Below are 13,970 nucleotides of genomic sequence, written 5' to 3'. Positions count from 1 at the left end.
GCCGTCGCGCGGTGAGGACCGTCAAGCCACGCCTGGGCGTGGCCTTCCCACGCAGCGCCGGCGTCGTGCCTTGTCCTCCTGTCCTGACTTCACTGTTATTCGCCTGATTTCTTTCCGGGGAACCGACTCGCCATGAAACTCGCTATTGCCGGGGCCTCCGGCCGCATGGGCCGCATGTTGATCGAATATGTGCTGAACGCGGAGGGCGTGACGCTGGCCGGCGCGCTCGACGTGCCCGGCGCGGCCGCGCTGGGGCAGGACGCGGGCCTGTTCCTCGGGCGCGAAACCGGTGTCAGGATCACCTCGGACGTCGAGGCCGCGCTGTCCGGCGCCGACTGCCTGATCGACTTCACCCGTCCCGAAGGCACGCTGGCCCACCTGCAGGTGGCGCGCCGGCTCGGCGTCAAGATGGTGATCGGCACCACCGGCTTCGACGACGCCGGCAAGGCCGCGCTGGCCGAGGCCGCGCAGTCGATCGGCGTGGTCTTCGCCGCCAATATGAGCGTCGGCGTCAACGCGACCTTCAAGCTGCTGGAGGTCGCGGCGAAGATGCTGTCCTCCGGCTACGACATTGAAATCATCGAGGCGCACCATCGCCACAAGGTCGATGCGCCCTCGGGCACCGCGCTGAAGATGGGCGAGATCATCGCCGAGGCGCTCGGCCGCGACCTGAAGACCTGCGGCGTGTTCGCCCGCGAAGGCCATACCGGCCCGCGCGATCCGAATTCGATCGGCTTTGCCACGGTGCGCGGCGGCGATATCGTCGGCGACCACACCGTGCTGTTCGCCGGCATCGGCGAGCGCATCGAGATCACGCACAAGTCCTCTAGCCGCCAGTCGTATGCCGACGGCGCGGTGCGCGCCGCCCGCTTCCTGGCGGACAAGCCGAACGGGATGTTCGACATGCAGGACGTGCTGGGGCTCAAGTAACTGGCCCGACGTCAGTACGCCTGAAGCAAGCGGGCCGGAAGTTGGCACGCGCGAAGTAGGCAGCCCTGAAGCCAGCGGGCCTGAAGTACGACGCGCAGCCTGCCCGGCCGCGCCTGCCGTCCCCAAGGCCGCGCGCGCAGGCCGTTTCCGCGGCCCACCGCCGGTTATAATCGGCGTTTCCCGCACGCCGCCAACGGCTGGCGTGCCCCCAACCGCTGCCAGATTCCACATCGCTGGTGCGCCGCGCGCGCGCCGCTGTCCCAACCATGCAAGACAAATACCTCCCCGCCGAAGTCGAAGAATCCGCCCGCCAGCACTGGCAAGCCATTGACGCCTATCGCGTCGACGAGCACGCGGTGGGCCCCGACGGCAAGGAGAAGCCCAAGTTCTACGCCTGCTCGATGCTGCCGTATCCGTCGGGCAAGCTCCATATGGGGCACGTGCGCAACTACACCATCAACGACGTGATGGCGCGCTACCTGCGCATGAACGGGCATAACGTACTGATGCCGATGGGCTGGGACGCCTTCGGCATGCCGGCCGAGAACGCCGCGATCAACAACCGCGTGGCGCCGGCGGCCTGGACCTACGACAACATCGCATACATGAAGAAGCAGATGGCGTCGATGGGCCTGGCGATCGACTGGTCGCGCGAGGTCGCCACCTGCGATCCTAACTACTACCGCTGGAACCAGTGGCTGTTCCTGAAGATGCTGGAGAAGGGCATCGCCTACCGCAAGACCGGCACCGTCAACTGGGACCCGGTGGACCAGACCGTGCTGGCCAACGAGCAGGTGATCGACGGCCGCGGCTGGCGCTCGGGGGCGGTGGTCGAGAAGCGCGAGATTCCGATGTACTACCTCGGCATCACGCAGTACGCCGAGGAGCTGCTGGGCGAGCTGGAGGGCCTGGGCTGGCCCGAGCGCGTCAAGGTGATGCAGCAGAACTGGATCGGCAAGAGCGAGGGCGTGCGCTTCGCCTTCCCGCACGCGATCGTCGGCGACGACGGCGAACTGATCGGCGGCGGCAAGCTGTACGTGTTCACCACGCGCGCCGACACCATCATGGGCGTGACCTTCTGCGCGGTCGCGGCCGAGCACCCGCTGGCCACGCACGCCGCCTCGACCAATCCCGAGCTGGCCGCCTTCATCGACGAGTGCAAGCGCGGCTCGGTGATGGAAGCCGACATGGCGACCATGGAAAAGAAGGGCATGCCGACCGGTCTGAAGGTCGTGCACCCGCTGACCGGCGAGCCGGTCGACGTCTGGGTCGGCAACTACGTGCTGATGACCTACGGCGACGGCGCGGTGATGGGCGTGCCTGCGCACGACGAGCGCGACTTCGCCTTTGCGCGCAAGTACGGCCTGCCGATCAAGCAGGTCATCGACGTCAAGGGCCAGCCGTTCTCGACCGAGGCCTGGCAGGACTGGTACGCCGACAAGGAACATGGCCGCTGCATCCATAGCGGCCACTACGATGGCCTGCACCATCGCGCCGCGGTGGACGCGATCGCCGCCGACCTGGCGGCCAAGGGCCTGGGCGAGAAGAAGGTGACCTGGCGCCTGCGCGACTGGGGCATTTCGCGCCAGCGCTACTGGGGCACGCCGATCCCGCTGATCCATTGCGACAGCTGCGGCGTGGTGCCGGTGCCCGAGATGGACCTGCCGGTGGTGCTGCCGGAGGACCTGGTGCCGGACGGCAGCGGCAACCCGCTGGCCAAGGACCCGCGCTTCCTCGAATGCACGTGCCCGTCCTGCGGCAAGCCGGCCCGGCGCGAGACCGACACGATGGACACGTTCATCGACTCGTGCTGGTACTACATGCGCTATACCTGCCCGGACGCGGACACGATGGTCGATGCGCGCAACGATTACTGGATGCCGATGGACCAGTACATCGGCGGCATCGAACACGCGATCCTGCACCTGCTGTACGCGCGCTTCTGGACCAAGGTGATGCGCGACCTCGGCCTGGTCAAGTTCGGCGAGCCGTTCACCAACCTGCTGACGCAGGGCATGGTGCTGAACGAGACGTACTATCGCGAGGACGCGAACGGCAAGAAGCATTGGTTCAATCCGGCCGACGTCGACGTCAGGACCGACGAGCGCGGCCGCCCGGTCGGCGCCACGCTGAAGGCCGACGGCCAGCCGGTCGAGATCGGCGGCGTCGAGAAGATGTCGAAGTCCAAGAACAACGGCATCGACCCGCAGGCGCTGATCGACCAGTACGGCGCCGATACCGCGCGCCTGTTCACGATGTTCGCCGCGCCGCCCGAGCAGCAGCTCGAGTGGAGCAGTTCCGGCGTCGAGGGTGCCTCGCGCTTCCTGCGCCGGGTCTGGGCCTATGGGCAGGCGAACGCCGAGGCGATCCGTGCCGCCGGTGCCGGCGGCGAGACCGTCGACGCCGACCGCGCGCTGCGCCGCGACGTGCATGGCGTGCTGCGCCAGGCCAACTACGACTACCAGCGCATCCAGTACAACACCGTGGTGTCCGCCGCGATGAAGATGCTCAACGCGCTGGAAGATGCCAAGTCGGCGTCGCCGGCCGCGCGCCGCGAGGGCTTCGGCATCCTGCTGCGCGTGCTGTACCCGGTGGTGCCGCACATCACCCACGTGCTGTGGCAGGAACTGGGCTACGCCGCCGCGCATGGCGACCTGCTCGATGCGCCGTGGCCGCAGGTCGACGAGGCCGCGCTGGTGCAGAGCGAGATCGAACTGGTGCTGCAGGTCAACGGCAAGGTGCGGGGCAGCCTGACGGTGCCCGCCGATGCCGACCGCGCCGCGATCGAGGCGATGGCCGCCGCCAGCGAGACCGTCGCCAAGTTCGCCGCGGGCGCCGCGCCGAAGAAGATCGTGGTGGTGCCCGGCCGCCTGGTCAATGTGGTGATCTGAGGCGGGCCGCCACCGCAATGGCATCCCGCCGCCGCGCCATCGACCCAATCAAAGGAATCGCGCCATGACTAGACCGAACCCGAATCGCCGCGCCGTGCTGGCCGCGCTGCTGGCCGCCGGTGCGCTGGCCGGCTGCGGCTTCCATCTGCGCGGCAGCTCGGACTTCGCCTTCAAGCGGCTGTATGTCGGCATCCCGAAGAACTCGCTGATGGGCGCCGAACTGACGCGCGCCATCCAGGGCGGTTCCGACACCATCGTCGTCACCGATCCCAAGCAGGCCGACGCGCTGCTCGACGTGCTCGAGGACAGCCGCACCAAGACCGTGCTGTCGATCACGACGGCGGGCGTCGTGCGCGAATACCGGCTGACGCAGCGCTTCACGTTCCGGCTGCGCGATGCGGCCGGCCGCGAGATGATCGCGCCGTCGCAGATGGTGCTGTTCCGCGACCTGACCTACAACGAGGCCAACGCGCTGGCCAAGGGCTACGAGGAAGAGCAGCTGTACCGCGACATGCAGCGCGACATCGTGCAGCAGCTGATGCGCCGGCTCGCCGCCGCCAAGCCCGCCTGAGGCCGCGCACGCAGCGCGCCCAGGTACGACAGCCAAGACAGCCAGGACAGGCGAATACCACCACCGGATGCAGCTCAAGCTCGACGCTCTCGACGGTCACCTGCGCCAGGCCCAGGCGCGCGGGCTGGCGCCGCTGTACGTGGTGCACGGCGACGAGCATCTGCTGGTGCTCGAAGCGGTCGATCGCCTGCGCCAGGCCGCGCGCGCGGCCGGCTACAGCGAGCGCGACGTGCTGGTGTCCGAGCGCGGCTTCCAGTGGAGCCAGCTGCTCGAGGCCCAGCAGTCGATGTCGCTGTTCGGCGACCGCAAGATCGTCGAGCTGCGCATTCCGTCCGGCAAGCCCGGCAAGGAAGGCGGCGAGGTGCTGCGCGCTGTCGCGGCGCAGCTGTCGGCTTCGCCGGTCGCCTCCGATCTGGTGATGCTGATCACGCTGCCGCGGCTGGATTTTGCCGCGTCGAAGTCCGCCTGGTTCCAGGCCCTCGAAGGCGCCGGCGTCTCGATCAAGGTCGACAGCGTCGATCGCACCCGGCTGCCGGCCTGGGTCGGCGAACGGCTGGCGCTGCAGAACCAGCGCGTGGAGCCGGGCGAACCGGGCCGCCGCGCGCTGCAGTTCATCGCGGACAAGGTCGAGGGCAACCTGCTGGCCGCCCATCAGGAAATCCAGAAGCTCGGCCTGCTGTATCCCGCCGGCGTGCTGACCTTCGACCAGGTCCACGACGCGGTGCTCAATGTCGCCCGCTACGACGTGTTCAAGCTGTCCGAGGCGATGCTCGGCGGCGACGTGCCGCGGCTGGTGCGGATGCTTGAAGGACTGCGCGGCGAGGGCGAGGCCACGGTGCTGGTGCTGTGGGCGCTGACCGAGGAAATTCGCGTATTATCCAAGGTCCGGCAGGGGCTGGCCGGCGGCAAGCCGATGGGCGTGCTGACCCGCGAGCTGCGCATCTGGGGACCGCGCGAGAAGCTGGTGCCGCAGGCCGCGCAGCGGCTGTCCACCGAGCGGCTCGAGGCCGCGCTGGCGATGGCCGCGAAGCTGGACCGGCAGACCAAGGGCCTGCGCGTCGACGGCATGCCGGCCGAGCCGTGGGACGGCCTGCTGCAGCTGGCGCTGATGATCGCGCGCTGATGGCTTCGGGCTGACGATGTCGGGCTGATGGTTTGGCGCTGACGATGTTTCGCTGACCATCTTGCGCTGACCATCTTGCGCTCACCATTGCGCGGAAGAACGGCACGCTGATCTGCCCCAACGCTGCGGCCGCGCCGCCGGAACCCGCGACGTCGCGCCGCCCGCAGCGCGCCCGCCAAATACAAGATTGCCAGGCCGCACTGACCGGCCACCGATATGAACCAGCTCGACCTCTACCAGTACATGGACCGCGTCGGCCGCCAGGCCCGCGCCGCGTCGCGCGCGATGGCGCGCGCCTCCACCGCCGACAAGAACCGCGCGCTGCTGACCATCGCCGCCGCGATCCGCCGCGACGCCGAGCAGCTGAAGGCCGTCAATGCGCGCGATGTCGAGCGCGCCCGCGCCAACGGCCAGGACGCCGCCTTCGTCGATCGACTGACGCTGTCGGACAAGGCCATCGCCACCATGGCCGCCGGACTGGAACAGATTGCCGCGCTGCCCGATCCGATCGGCGAGATCGGCAACATGAAATACCGGCCGACCGGCATCCAGGTCGGCCAGATGCGCGTGCCGCTTGGCGTGATCGGCATCATCTACGAGTCGCGCCCCAATGTGACCATCGACGCAGCGGCGCTGTGCCTGAAGTCGGGCAACGCGACCATCCTGCGCGGCGGCTCGGAAGCCATCGAATCGAATACCGCGCTGGCCAGGCTGGTCGCCGAGGGCCTGGCCGAGGCCGGGCTGCCGGCCGAGGCGGTGCAGGTCATCGAGACCACCGACCGCGCCGCGGTCGGGCGCCTGATCACGATGACCGAGTATGTCGACGTGATCGTGCCGCGCGGCGGCAAGAGCCTGATCGCGCGGCTGATGGAAGAGGCGCGCGTGCCGATGATCAAGCATCTGGACGGCATCTGCCATGTCTATGTCGACGGCGACGCCGACCTCGACAAGGCGGTGCGCATCTGCGACAACGCCAAGACGCAGCGCTACGCGCCGTGCAATACGATGGAAACGCTGCTGGTGGCCGAGTCGATTGCCGCGCGCGTACTGCCGCCGCTGTGCACGATCTATCAGCAGAAGGGTGTCGAGCTGCGGGTCTGCCCGGCCACGCGCGCCACGCTGGAAGCCGCAGGCATCGAAGGCCTGGTCGATGCGACCGAGGAAGACTGGCGCCTCGAATACCTGGCGCCGGTGCTGGCGATCCGCACCGTGTCCGGCCTCGACGAGGCGATCGCCCACATCAACACCTACGGCTCGGCCCACACCGATTCGATCGTCACCGAGAACTATTCGGCCGGCATGCGCTTCCTGCGCGAGGTCGATTCGGCCAGCGTGATGATCAACGCGTCGACGCGTTTTGCGGACGGCTTCGAGTACGGACTCGGCGCGGAGATCGGCATCTCGAACGACAAGCTGCACGCACGCGGCCCGGTCGGCCTCGAAGGGCTGACCTCGCTGAAGTACGTGGTGTTCGGCCACGGCGAAGTTCGCACGTAAATCACCGGGTCATACGGATCGCCGATGCTCTGGGTCAAATCGCTGCATATCGTCTTCGTGGTCTCCTGGTTCGCGGGGCTGTTCTACCTGCCGCGCATCTTCGTCAATCTGGCGATGGAGACCGATCCCGCCGCGGTGGCGCGGCTGCTGGCGATGGCGCGCAAGCTGCTGCGCTTCATGACGATGCTGGCGATCCCCGCGCTGGCGTTCGGGCTGTGGCTCTATCTGGGCTATGGCATCGGGCGCGGGCCGGGACAGGGCTGGATGCATGCCAAGCTGGCGCTGGTGCTGGTGCTGCTCGGTTATCACCATGGCTGCGCGGTGCTGCTGCGCAAATTCGAGGCCGGACGCAATACGCGCTCGCATCGCTTCTACCGCTGGTTCAACGAACTGCCGGTGCTGGTGCTGCTGGCGATCGTGGTGCTGGTGGTGGTCAAGCCGTTCTGACGCCTCCATGTCGGGCGGCATGGCCGAACCCTCGGCATTGCCTGGATCGGCCGCAACGCCCCTGAATTCCCCCGCCTGAACCTACCCCGAGGAACCGATGAGCAAGCAGATCGACTACTACTTCTCGCCGCAGTCGCCGTACGTCTACCTCGGCCACGCGCGCTTTACCGAGATCGCGGCCCGCCATGGCGCGCAGGTCAATCTGAAGCCCTGCGACCTGGGCAAGGTGTTCGCGACCTCGGGCGGCCTGCCGCTGGCCCAGCGGCCGCCGCAGCGCCAGGCCTACCGGCTGGTTGAACTGGCGCGCTGGCGCGACTACCTCGGCGTGCCGCTCGATCTGGAGCCCAAATACTTTCCGGTCTCGGGCGACGCCGCCAGCCGGCTGATCATCGCGGCGCGGCTGGCCCATGGCACGGCGCGCGCGATGGCGCTGCTCGGTGCGATCGGCCGGGCGCTGTGGGCGGAGGAGCGTAATATCGCCGATGCCGCCACGCTGGCCGAGCTGGCCGACCGCCTGGACCTCGATGGCGCGGCGCTGTTGAAGGCCAGCGAAGGGCAGGGCGTGCAGGAGGAATACGCGCGCCATACCCAGGATGCGATCTCGGCCGGCGTGTTCGGCGCGCCCTGGTACGTCTACGACGGCCAGCCGTACTGGGGCCAGGACCGGCTCGACTTTCTCGATCGCGCGCTGGCGGCCGCCTGAGCGCGGTCCTGCCGGTCCGGCCCGGGGCTGGCGCCGGCGCCTGCAGTCCGCCACGGCGGACGTTTTTGTTTGAAGCGGTTGCCCCGTTTCGCCTGCTGTTGATTTGACCCGTTGCGACCGTTCGCGACCTTTGCGACCCGTTCGCGCCCCCTTTTTGCCGGACCGCTGTGATGACCCAAGCCTTCTTCGCCCCCTGCCCGCGCGGCCTCGAGAGCGCGCTCGCCGACGAGCTGCGCGAGATCGCCGTGCGGCCCGATGTGGATGCCCTCGCACCGTTCGACGTCCATCGCGAGGTGCCTGGCGGCGTCAGCTTCTCCGGCGACATGGCGGCCGCCTATGCGGTCAATCTGCATTCGCGCATCGCCAGCCGCGTGCTGCTGCGGGTTGCCGCCCGCGGCTACCGCCACGAGGACGATATCTACGAGCTGGCGCGCACGCAGCGCTGGGACCAGTGGTTCGGGCCGGACGAGACCATCAAGATCGAGCTGACCGCGCACCGCTCGCCGCTGCGCAGCCTGAACTTCACCGCGCTGCGGGTCAAGGACGGCGTCTGCGACGCGATGCGCGAGCGCCTCGGTGCGCGGCCCAGCGTCGACACCGCCAGCCCCGACGTACGGATCTACGCGCATCTGACCGAGCACGACTGCACGCTGTACCTGGACACCACCGGCGAGCCGCTGTTCAAGCGCGGCTGGCGCATGGAAAAGGGCGAGGCGCCGCTGAAGGAGAACCTGGCCGCCGGCATCCTGCGGCTGGCCGGCTGGACGCCGGGCAAGACCTCGCGGCCTTTCTACGACCCGATGTGCGGCAGCGGCACGTTCCTGGTCGAGGCGGCGCAGGTCGCGCTCGGGCTGGCCCCGGGCGCGGCGCGCAGCTTCGCCTTCGAATGGCTCAAGGGAATCAACCTGAAGCCCTGGAAGGCGCTCAAGAGCGAGGCCCAGGCCGCGAGCCAGCGCGCCGCGGCCGCCGCGCCGGCGGACCTGGCCATTGCCGGCAGCGATATCTCGACGGACATGCTGGCGATGGCCAGCGCCAACTGGCAGCGTGCGGGCCTGCCGGGCGAGTTGCGGGCCAAGCAGGTCGACGCGCGCCACGTGCAGCCGCCGTTCGCCGAACCGGGCCTGCTGCTGCTGAACCCGCCCTATGGCGAGCGGATCGCTGTGCGCGGCCAGCGCCGGCCGGCGTTCGACGAGGCGCCGGTGGACAGCGCCGAGGAGGCCGCCGCCAACCAGTTCGCCAGCGCGTTCGCGACCACGCTGAAGCAGCATTTCTCGGGCTGGGAGGCCTGGATCTTCACCGGCGACCTGTCGCTGCCGCGCCGGCTGCGGCTGAAGGAATCGCGGCGCGTGCCGCTCTACAACGGCAATATCGAATGCCGGCTGTTCCGCTTCGAGATGGTGAAGGGCGGCAACCGGGCGCAGTCGTAGAAAGCGAGGGCGTCCTCGCGCTCCCCCAACCGGGCTTCGGCCAGCGGGAGAGGGAGTGGACCGGCGTGACGCTCAACGCCCCGTCAGGCTTCCCTCGTTGCGCTCGAATTCCGTCAGGAAGGTCCGGAAGCTGACCACCGGCTCGTCGAGCAGATGGCGGGGCAGGTCGAACAGCGCGTACAGGAATTCCTCGCGGCCCTCGACGCGTTCGGCCGGCAGGCAGTACTGCTCCCAGTCGACGCAGGCCGGCGTGTACATGCCGTTGCCGGGCCAGAAGAACGGCACGATGCGGCCTTCGCGCAGGCCTTCGGTCAGCGCCGCGGGCGCGTCGTAGGCCTCGGCCGACTCGACCTGGCTGGCGAGGCTCGTGCGCGTTTCGATCACCATCAGCGTGGCCTGTCCCTGCGCGGTCAGCAGCAGGATGCCGGCGGGGTTCGGGTACAGGTAGTACTCGACGAAGCCGTAGCGCGCCGCCAGCTGGCGCACGCGCTCGGCCATCGCGGCATCGGACAGGAACGAGAACGAGTGCCGCGTCAGCAGGTCGCGCAGCGTGTGCGACAGCGTGGTGAAGTACTGCTGCTGCAGCGCGTCGATCTCCTGGTCCAGCCGCTCGACCATATTGCTGTCGTGCTTCTTGACGTAGCGGTCGATCAGGCCGTGGTTGAAGCCCTGTACCGCGACCCCTTCGTCGGCGGTGCCGGTCAGCAGGATGGTCTTGCACGGCAGGTCCTGCAGCGCGCGGCAGAACTCGAGCCCGTCCATCTGCGGCATCGAATAGTCGACCACGATCACGCCCGGCTGCACGAAGCGGTGGATGTCGTGGATCTGCCGGTGGATGCGGTCGATATCGAGCTGCACCGTGCGGCGCTCGGTCAGGAAGGTCAGATCGTCGTGCGTGACGCGCACCGGCAGGAAGCCGGTGAAGCGCGTGGTGTAGGCCTCGCGGATCCACTGCAGCGCCTCGCGCGGGTCGGTGAAGGTGACCACCGGGCGGGTCCGGTCCATCTGGAAGACGAGGCTGTCCATGAAGGAACGGCTGTCGTCGACCAGCACGGTCAGGATCGGATGTTGGAAGACCGGCAGATGCCTGTCCTGCGGATTGAATGTCATGTCGCGTGCGACCCCGGGAGGCGAGAAGCGGGTCCGGCCTGCAGCAGGGAACGCGGGGCCGGCGCCAGGGCCGCGATGGCCGGCGCATGCCGGCCCCCGCGGCCGAGGGCCAGTATAGCGCGCCGGAGCGGGGGTGCAACCGGCCCTGGAGGGGGGCCGGCGGGACGCGATTTCCGGGCGAGACCGCCCCGGTCAGGCGACCGCCTTGACCATGTCCTCGACCACCTTCTTGGCGTCGCCGAACACCATCATCGTCTTGTCCATGTAGAACAGCTCGTTGTCCAGCCCGGCATAGCCGGCTGCCATCGAACGCTTGTTGACGATGATGGTCTTGGCCTTGTAGGCCTCGAGGATCGGCATGCCGGCGATCGGCGAGTTCGGGTCGGTCTTGGCCGCCGGGTTGACCACGTCGTTGGCGCCGAGCACCAGCACCACGTCGGCCTGGCCGAACTCGCTGTTGATGTCCTCCATCTCGAAGACCTGGTCGTACGGCACTTCGGCCTCGGCCAGCAGCACGTTCATGTGGCCCGGCATGCGGCCCGCCACCGGGTGGATCGCGTACTTCACCGTGACGCCCTTCTCGGACAGCATCTCGGTCAGCTCCTTGAGCGCATGCTGGGCGCGCGCCACCGCCAGGCCGTAGCCGGGCACGATGATCACGGTCTCGGCATTGCCCATCAGGAAGGCCGCGTCGTCCGGCGAGCCCGACTTGACGTTGCGCTGCGCCTGCGAGCCCGCCGCGGCCGCGCTGCTCGCCTCGCCGCCGAAGCCACCCAGGATCACGTTGAAGAACGAGCGGTTCATCGCCCGGCACATGATGTACGACAGGATCGCACCGGAGGAGCCCACCAGCGAGCCGGCGATGATCAGCATCGGATTGTTCAGCGAAAAGCCGATGCCCGCCGCCGCCCAGCCCGAGTACGAGTTCAGCATCGACACCACCACCGGCATGTCGGCGCCGCCGATCGGGATGATGATCAGCACGCCGAGCACGAAGGCGATCGCCAGCATCACCAGGAAGGGCAGCCACTGCTGCGTCATGAAGAAGGCGATGCCGAAGCCGACCATCGCGACCGCCAGCGCCAGGTTCAGCCAGTGCTGGCCCGAGAACACCACCGGCGCGCCCTGGAACAGCCGGAACTTGTAGCGCCCGGCCAGCTTGCCGAAGGCGATCACCGAGCCCGAGAACGTGATCGCGCCGACGAAGCAGCCGATGAACAGCTCGATGCGGTTGCCCAGCGGGATCTCGTGCGAGCCGGCCGCCGTGATGCCGAAGGCCGCCGGTTCGGCCACCGCCGCGATGGCGATGAAGACCGCGGCCAGGCCGATCAGCGAGTGCATCGCCGCGACCAGTTCCGGCATCTTGGTCATCTCGACCTTCTTCGCGACGTAGGCGCCGATGCCGCCGCCGACCACCAGTCCGGCGAGGATCAGGCCCAGGCCGGTGCCGATCGACGACTGGCCGATGCCGGCGGCCAGGAACTCGTTCTTCAGCTTGACGATCAGCGCGACGGTGGTCAGCGCGGCGATCGCCATGCCGATCATGCCGAAGGCATTGCCGCGGCGCGCGGTGGCCGGATGCGAGAGCCCCTTCAAGGCCTGGATGAAGCAGACCGAGGCCACCAGGTAGAGCAGCGTGACGACGTTCATGCTCATTGCGCGCCCTCCTTGCTGGCGGCCTGCGCGGCCTTCTTCGGCTCCTTCTTCTTGAACATCTCCAGCATGCGCTGGGTCACCAGGAAGCCGCCGAACACGTTGACCGCGGCCAGGGCCACGGCGAGCGTGCCCATCGCGCGGCCGACGCCGCCCTCGGTCAGCCCGGCGGCCAGCATCGCGCCGACGATGATGATCGCCGAGATCGCGTTGGTGACCGCCATCAGCGGGGTATGCAGCGCCGGCGTGACCGTCCAGACCACGTGGTAGCCCACGTAGATCGCCAGCACGAAGATGATCAGGTTGATCACCGTGTGGTTCACCATCTCCATCGACTTCTCCTCCCGTTGCTTGAATTCGGTTGTCCGCTCTTCCCAGCGCAGTTGCGCCCGCGGTTTCCCGCGCAGCTTTTCCGCACAGTTCCGCGTTACGGCGCGGCCGGCCTCGCCATTGGCTGGCCGGCCAGTGCCCGGCCTGGCGCCGACGGCGCCACGAACACGCGTTCCCAGTCGCGCCGCATGCTGACCACGGTCCAGCGGTGCGCGGCGGCGGCCTTCAGCGAGGCGCCATCCGGCTCGGTGTAGGCGGACTCGCGCTGCGCGTCGTCATGGTCGATCAACAGCTGGAACGACGGCCCGCGCCGTCCCTGGCTGTAGGCCAGCATTGCGATATCGCCTGCGCCGCCGACATTGCCGGCGGCAAACACCGGACGCTTGCCGATCTGCAGCGCGATATTGGCGGGCTTGTTCTCTTTGTCGTTGAAGCTGTCGACGCGCGGCTCGCGCCAGACGGCGTTGCCCTGCGCCGTCTCGCGAAAGCGCAGCGCCAACCGCGAGCCGATCACCTGCTGCGGCGCGATGCCGTAGTAGTCGGCGGCGAAGGCGCGCATGAAGTCGGCGGTGGAACCCGCGCACAGCCAGGTCTGGTAGCCCTGCGCGCGCAGCAAGCCGAGCAATTCCAGCATCGGCTGGTAGATGCCGTCGCGCAGCGGCGCGCGGCTGCGGGGATGGCGGGCGACGGCGAGAAAGCGCCGCGCCTCGTCCTGGAACGATTCGACCGCGGTGTTGCCGTACACCGCGTGCAGCAGCTGCAGCGCCGCGGTGTCGCCGCGCTGCAGATAGCCGCGCGGATCGGCGAGGAATTCGCGGTAGGGGCTTTGCGCGCCGAGCGTCGGATCGGCGTCGGTGCGCGCTCGCGCGAGATGCGCGACGAACAGCAGCTCGGCGCGCGGGTCCTCGCGCCACAGCGTGCCGTCGTTGTCGAAGATGGCGATGCGGTCGGCCGGGGCGATGAAGTCGGGGCCGCCCGGGGTGGTGGTGTCGCGCACGAAGCGCAGGATCGCCTGCTTGGCGGCGCCATCGCGCCAGGAGGGTAGCGGGTCGGCCGTGGCCGCAGCAGGCGGGGCACCGCCGTCAGGCGATGGCGATGCCGGCGTCGAATCGGACGCCGACACCGGGGCCGTAACCGGCGCCGCAGCTGGTGCCGTAACGGGTGCCGTAACGGGTGCCGTACTGGGTGCCGTACTGGGTGCCGATACGCCGGCGCAGGCCGCACAGCCCGCCGCCACGACAACGATGAGCCAGCGGCGCCATGCGCCAGGGCCACCGTCGGCATGCCG

At 68.8% G+C, this 13,970-nt stretch carries 13 protein-coding genes; 8 read left to right on the top strand and 5 right to left on the bottom strand.

Going from position 1 to position 13,970, the window contains the following annotated elements; genetic code table 11:
* The first annotated feature begins 132 nt into the window (after nucleotides 1-132).
* The 8 genes from dapB to AC6EI8_RS08630 all read left to right on the top strand — a co-directional run bounded on the left by dapB (nucleotide 133) and on the right by AC6EI8_RS08630 (nucleotide 9,589).
* A complete protein-coding gene (dapB, locus tag AC6EI8_RS08665; protein ID WP_498381726.1) occupies nucleotides 133-930 on the top strand; it encodes a 4-hydroxy-tetrahydrodipicolinate reductase in 798 nt (265 codons plus the stop codon).
* 266 nt (nucleotides 931-1,196) lie between these two features.
* Nucleotides 1,197-3,821: a leucine--tRNA ligase gene (leuS, locus tag AC6EI8_RS08660; RefSeq protein ID WP_498381725.1), complete on the top strand. Its 2,625-nt coding sequence runs from the start codon at nucleotides 1,197-1,199 to the stop codon at nucleotides 3,819-3,821.
* A gap of 64 nt (nucleotides 3,822-3,885) precedes the next feature.
* On the top strand, nucleotides 3,886-4,392 hold the full coding sequence (locus AC6EI8_RS08655; protein WP_149316639.1) for an LPS-assembly lipoprotein LptE: 507 nt from the start codon (nucleotides 3,886-3,888) through the stop codon (nucleotides 4,390-4,392).
* Between the two features lie 67 nt (nucleotides 4,393-4,459).
* Nucleotides 4,460-5,515, top strand: a complete 1,056-nt coding sequence (gene holA / locus AC6EI8_RS08650; protein ID WP_150083397.1) for a DNA polymerase III subunit delta — start codon at nucleotides 4,460-4,462, stop codon at nucleotides 5,513-5,515.
* Nucleotides 5,516-5,731: 216 nt separating this feature from the next.
* Nucleotides 5,732-7,012 (top strand): glutamate-5-semialdehyde dehydrogenase, encoded by a 1,281-nt coding sequence (locus AC6EI8_RS08645; protein ID WP_149316641.1) that lies wholly within the window; start codon nucleotides 5,732-5,734, stop codon nucleotides 7,010-7,012.
* Nucleotides 7,013-7,036: 24 nt separating this feature from the next.
* Nucleotides 7,037-7,459 (top strand): CopD family protein, encoded by a 423-nt coding sequence (locus AC6EI8_RS08640; RefSeq protein WP_149316642.1) that lies wholly within the window; start codon nucleotides 7,037-7,039, stop codon nucleotides 7,457-7,459.
* 97 nt (nucleotides 7,460-7,556) lie between these two features.
* A complete protein-coding gene (locus AC6EI8_RS08635; protein ID WP_149316643.1) occupies nucleotides 7,557-8,162 on the top strand; it encodes a 2-hydroxychromene-2-carboxylate isomerase in 606 nt (201 codons plus the stop codon).
* Between the two features lie 170 nt (nucleotides 8,163-8,332).
* Complete coding sequence (locus tag AC6EI8_RS08630; RefSeq protein ID WP_150083395.1) at nucleotides 8,333-9,589, top strand: THUMP domain-containing class I SAM-dependent RNA methyltransferase; 1,257 nt, start codon at nucleotides 8,333-8,335, stop codon at nucleotides 9,587-9,589.
* Between the two features lie 72 nt (nucleotides 9,590-9,661).
* Here AC6EI8_RS08630 and AC6EI8_RS08625 read toward each other — a convergent pair whose 3' ends face one another.
* The 5 genes from AC6EI8_RS08625 to AC6EI8_RS08605 all read right to left on the bottom strand — a co-directional run bounded on the left by AC6EI8_RS08625 (nucleotide 9,662) and on the right by AC6EI8_RS08605 (nucleotide 13,944).
* The gene (locus AC6EI8_RS08625) at nucleotides 9,662-10,699 is read right to left on the bottom strand and encodes a response regulator (protein WP_006580100.1); all 1,038 of its coding nucleotides are present in this window, start codon (nucleotides 10,697-10,699) and stop codon (nucleotides 9,662-9,664) included.
* Nucleotides 10,700-10,891: 192 nt separating this feature from the next.
* Entirely contained in the window at nucleotides 10,892-12,355 is a 1,464-nt protein-coding gene (locus AC6EI8_RS08620; RefSeq protein ID WP_149316645.1) for an NAD(P)(+) transhydrogenase (Re/Si-specific) subunit beta, read from the bottom strand.
* Complete coding sequence (locus AC6EI8_RS08615; protein WP_150083394.1) at nucleotides 12,352-12,684, bottom strand: NAD(P) transhydrogenase subunit alpha part 2; 333 nt, start codon at nucleotides 12,682-12,684, stop codon at nucleotides 12,352-12,354. Before AC6EI8_RS08615 ends, AC6EI8_RS08620 begins: the two co-directional genes overlap by 4 nt.
* Before the next feature lie 95 nt (nucleotides 12,685-12,779).
* Nucleotides 12,780-13,805 carry an HAD family hydrolase gene (locus tag AC6EI8_RS08610; protein ID WP_498381724.1) on the bottom strand — a complete coding sequence of 342 codons (1,026 nt, stop codon included), beginning with the start codon at nucleotides 13,803-13,805 and terminating at the stop codon, nucleotides 12,780-12,782.
* A complete protein-coding gene (locus AC6EI8_RS08605; protein WP_498381723.1) occupies nucleotides 13,765-13,944 on the bottom strand; it encodes a hypothetical protein in 180 nt (59 codons plus the stop codon). Before AC6EI8_RS08605 ends, AC6EI8_RS08610 begins: the two co-directional genes overlap by 41 nt.
* Between the last annotated feature and the right edge of the window lie 26 nt (nucleotides 13,945-13,970).

It is taken from the genome of Cupriavidus sp. R6-3 (assembly GCF_059772245.1).
The sequence above is the reverse complement of the archived record's forward strand: the minus strand, read 5'-3'. Positions and strand labels throughout refer to the sequence as shown.

Excerpts from the sequence above, each read along its gene's own strand:
- dapB (WP_498381726.1), top strand. The coding sequence starts at position 133 with ATGAAACTCGCTATTGCCGGGGCCTCCGGCCGCATGGGCCGCATGTTG.
- leuS (WP_498381725.1), top strand. The coding sequence starts at position 1,197 with ATGCAAGACAAATACCTCCCCGCCGAAGTCGAAGAATCCGCCCGCCAG.
- AC6EI8_RS08655 (WP_149316639.1), top strand. The coding sequence starts at position 3,886 with ATGACTAGACCGAACCCGAATCGCCGCGCCGTGCTGGCCGCGCTGCTG.
- holA (WP_150083397.1), top strand. The coding sequence starts at position 4,460 with ATGCAGCTCAAGCTCGACGCTCTCGACGGTCACCTGCGCCAGGCCCAG.
- AC6EI8_RS08645 (WP_149316641.1), top strand. The coding sequence starts at position 5,732 with ATGAACCAGCTCGACCTCTACCAGTACATGGACCGCGTCGGCCGCCAG.
- AC6EI8_RS08640 (WP_149316642.1), top strand. The coding sequence starts at position 7,037 with ATGCTCTGGGTCAAATCGCTGCATATCGTCTTCGTGGTCTCCTGGTTC.
- AC6EI8_RS08635 (WP_149316643.1), top strand. The coding sequence starts at position 7,557 with ATGAGCAAGCAGATCGACTACTACTTCTCGCCGCAGTCGCCGTACGTC.
- AC6EI8_RS08630 (WP_150083395.1), top strand. The coding sequence starts at position 8,333 with ATGACCCAAGCCTTCTTCGCCCCCTGCCCGCGCGGCCTCGAGAGCGCG.
- AC6EI8_RS08625 (WP_006580100.1), bottom strand. The coding sequence starts at position 10,699 with ATGACATTCAATCCGCAGGACAGGCATCTGCCGGTCTTCCAACATCCG.
- AC6EI8_RS08620 (WP_149316645.1), bottom strand. The coding sequence starts at position 12,355 with ATGAGCATGAACGTCGTCACGCTGCTCTACCTGGTGGCCTCGGTCTGC.
- AC6EI8_RS08615 (WP_150083394.1), bottom strand. The coding sequence starts at position 12,684 with ATGGAGATGGTGAACCACACGGTGATCAACCTGATCATCTTCGTGCTG.
- AC6EI8_RS08605 (WP_498381723.1), bottom strand. The coding sequence starts at position 13,944 with ATGGCGCCGCTGGCTCATCGTTGTCGTGGCGGCGGGCTGTGCGGCCTG.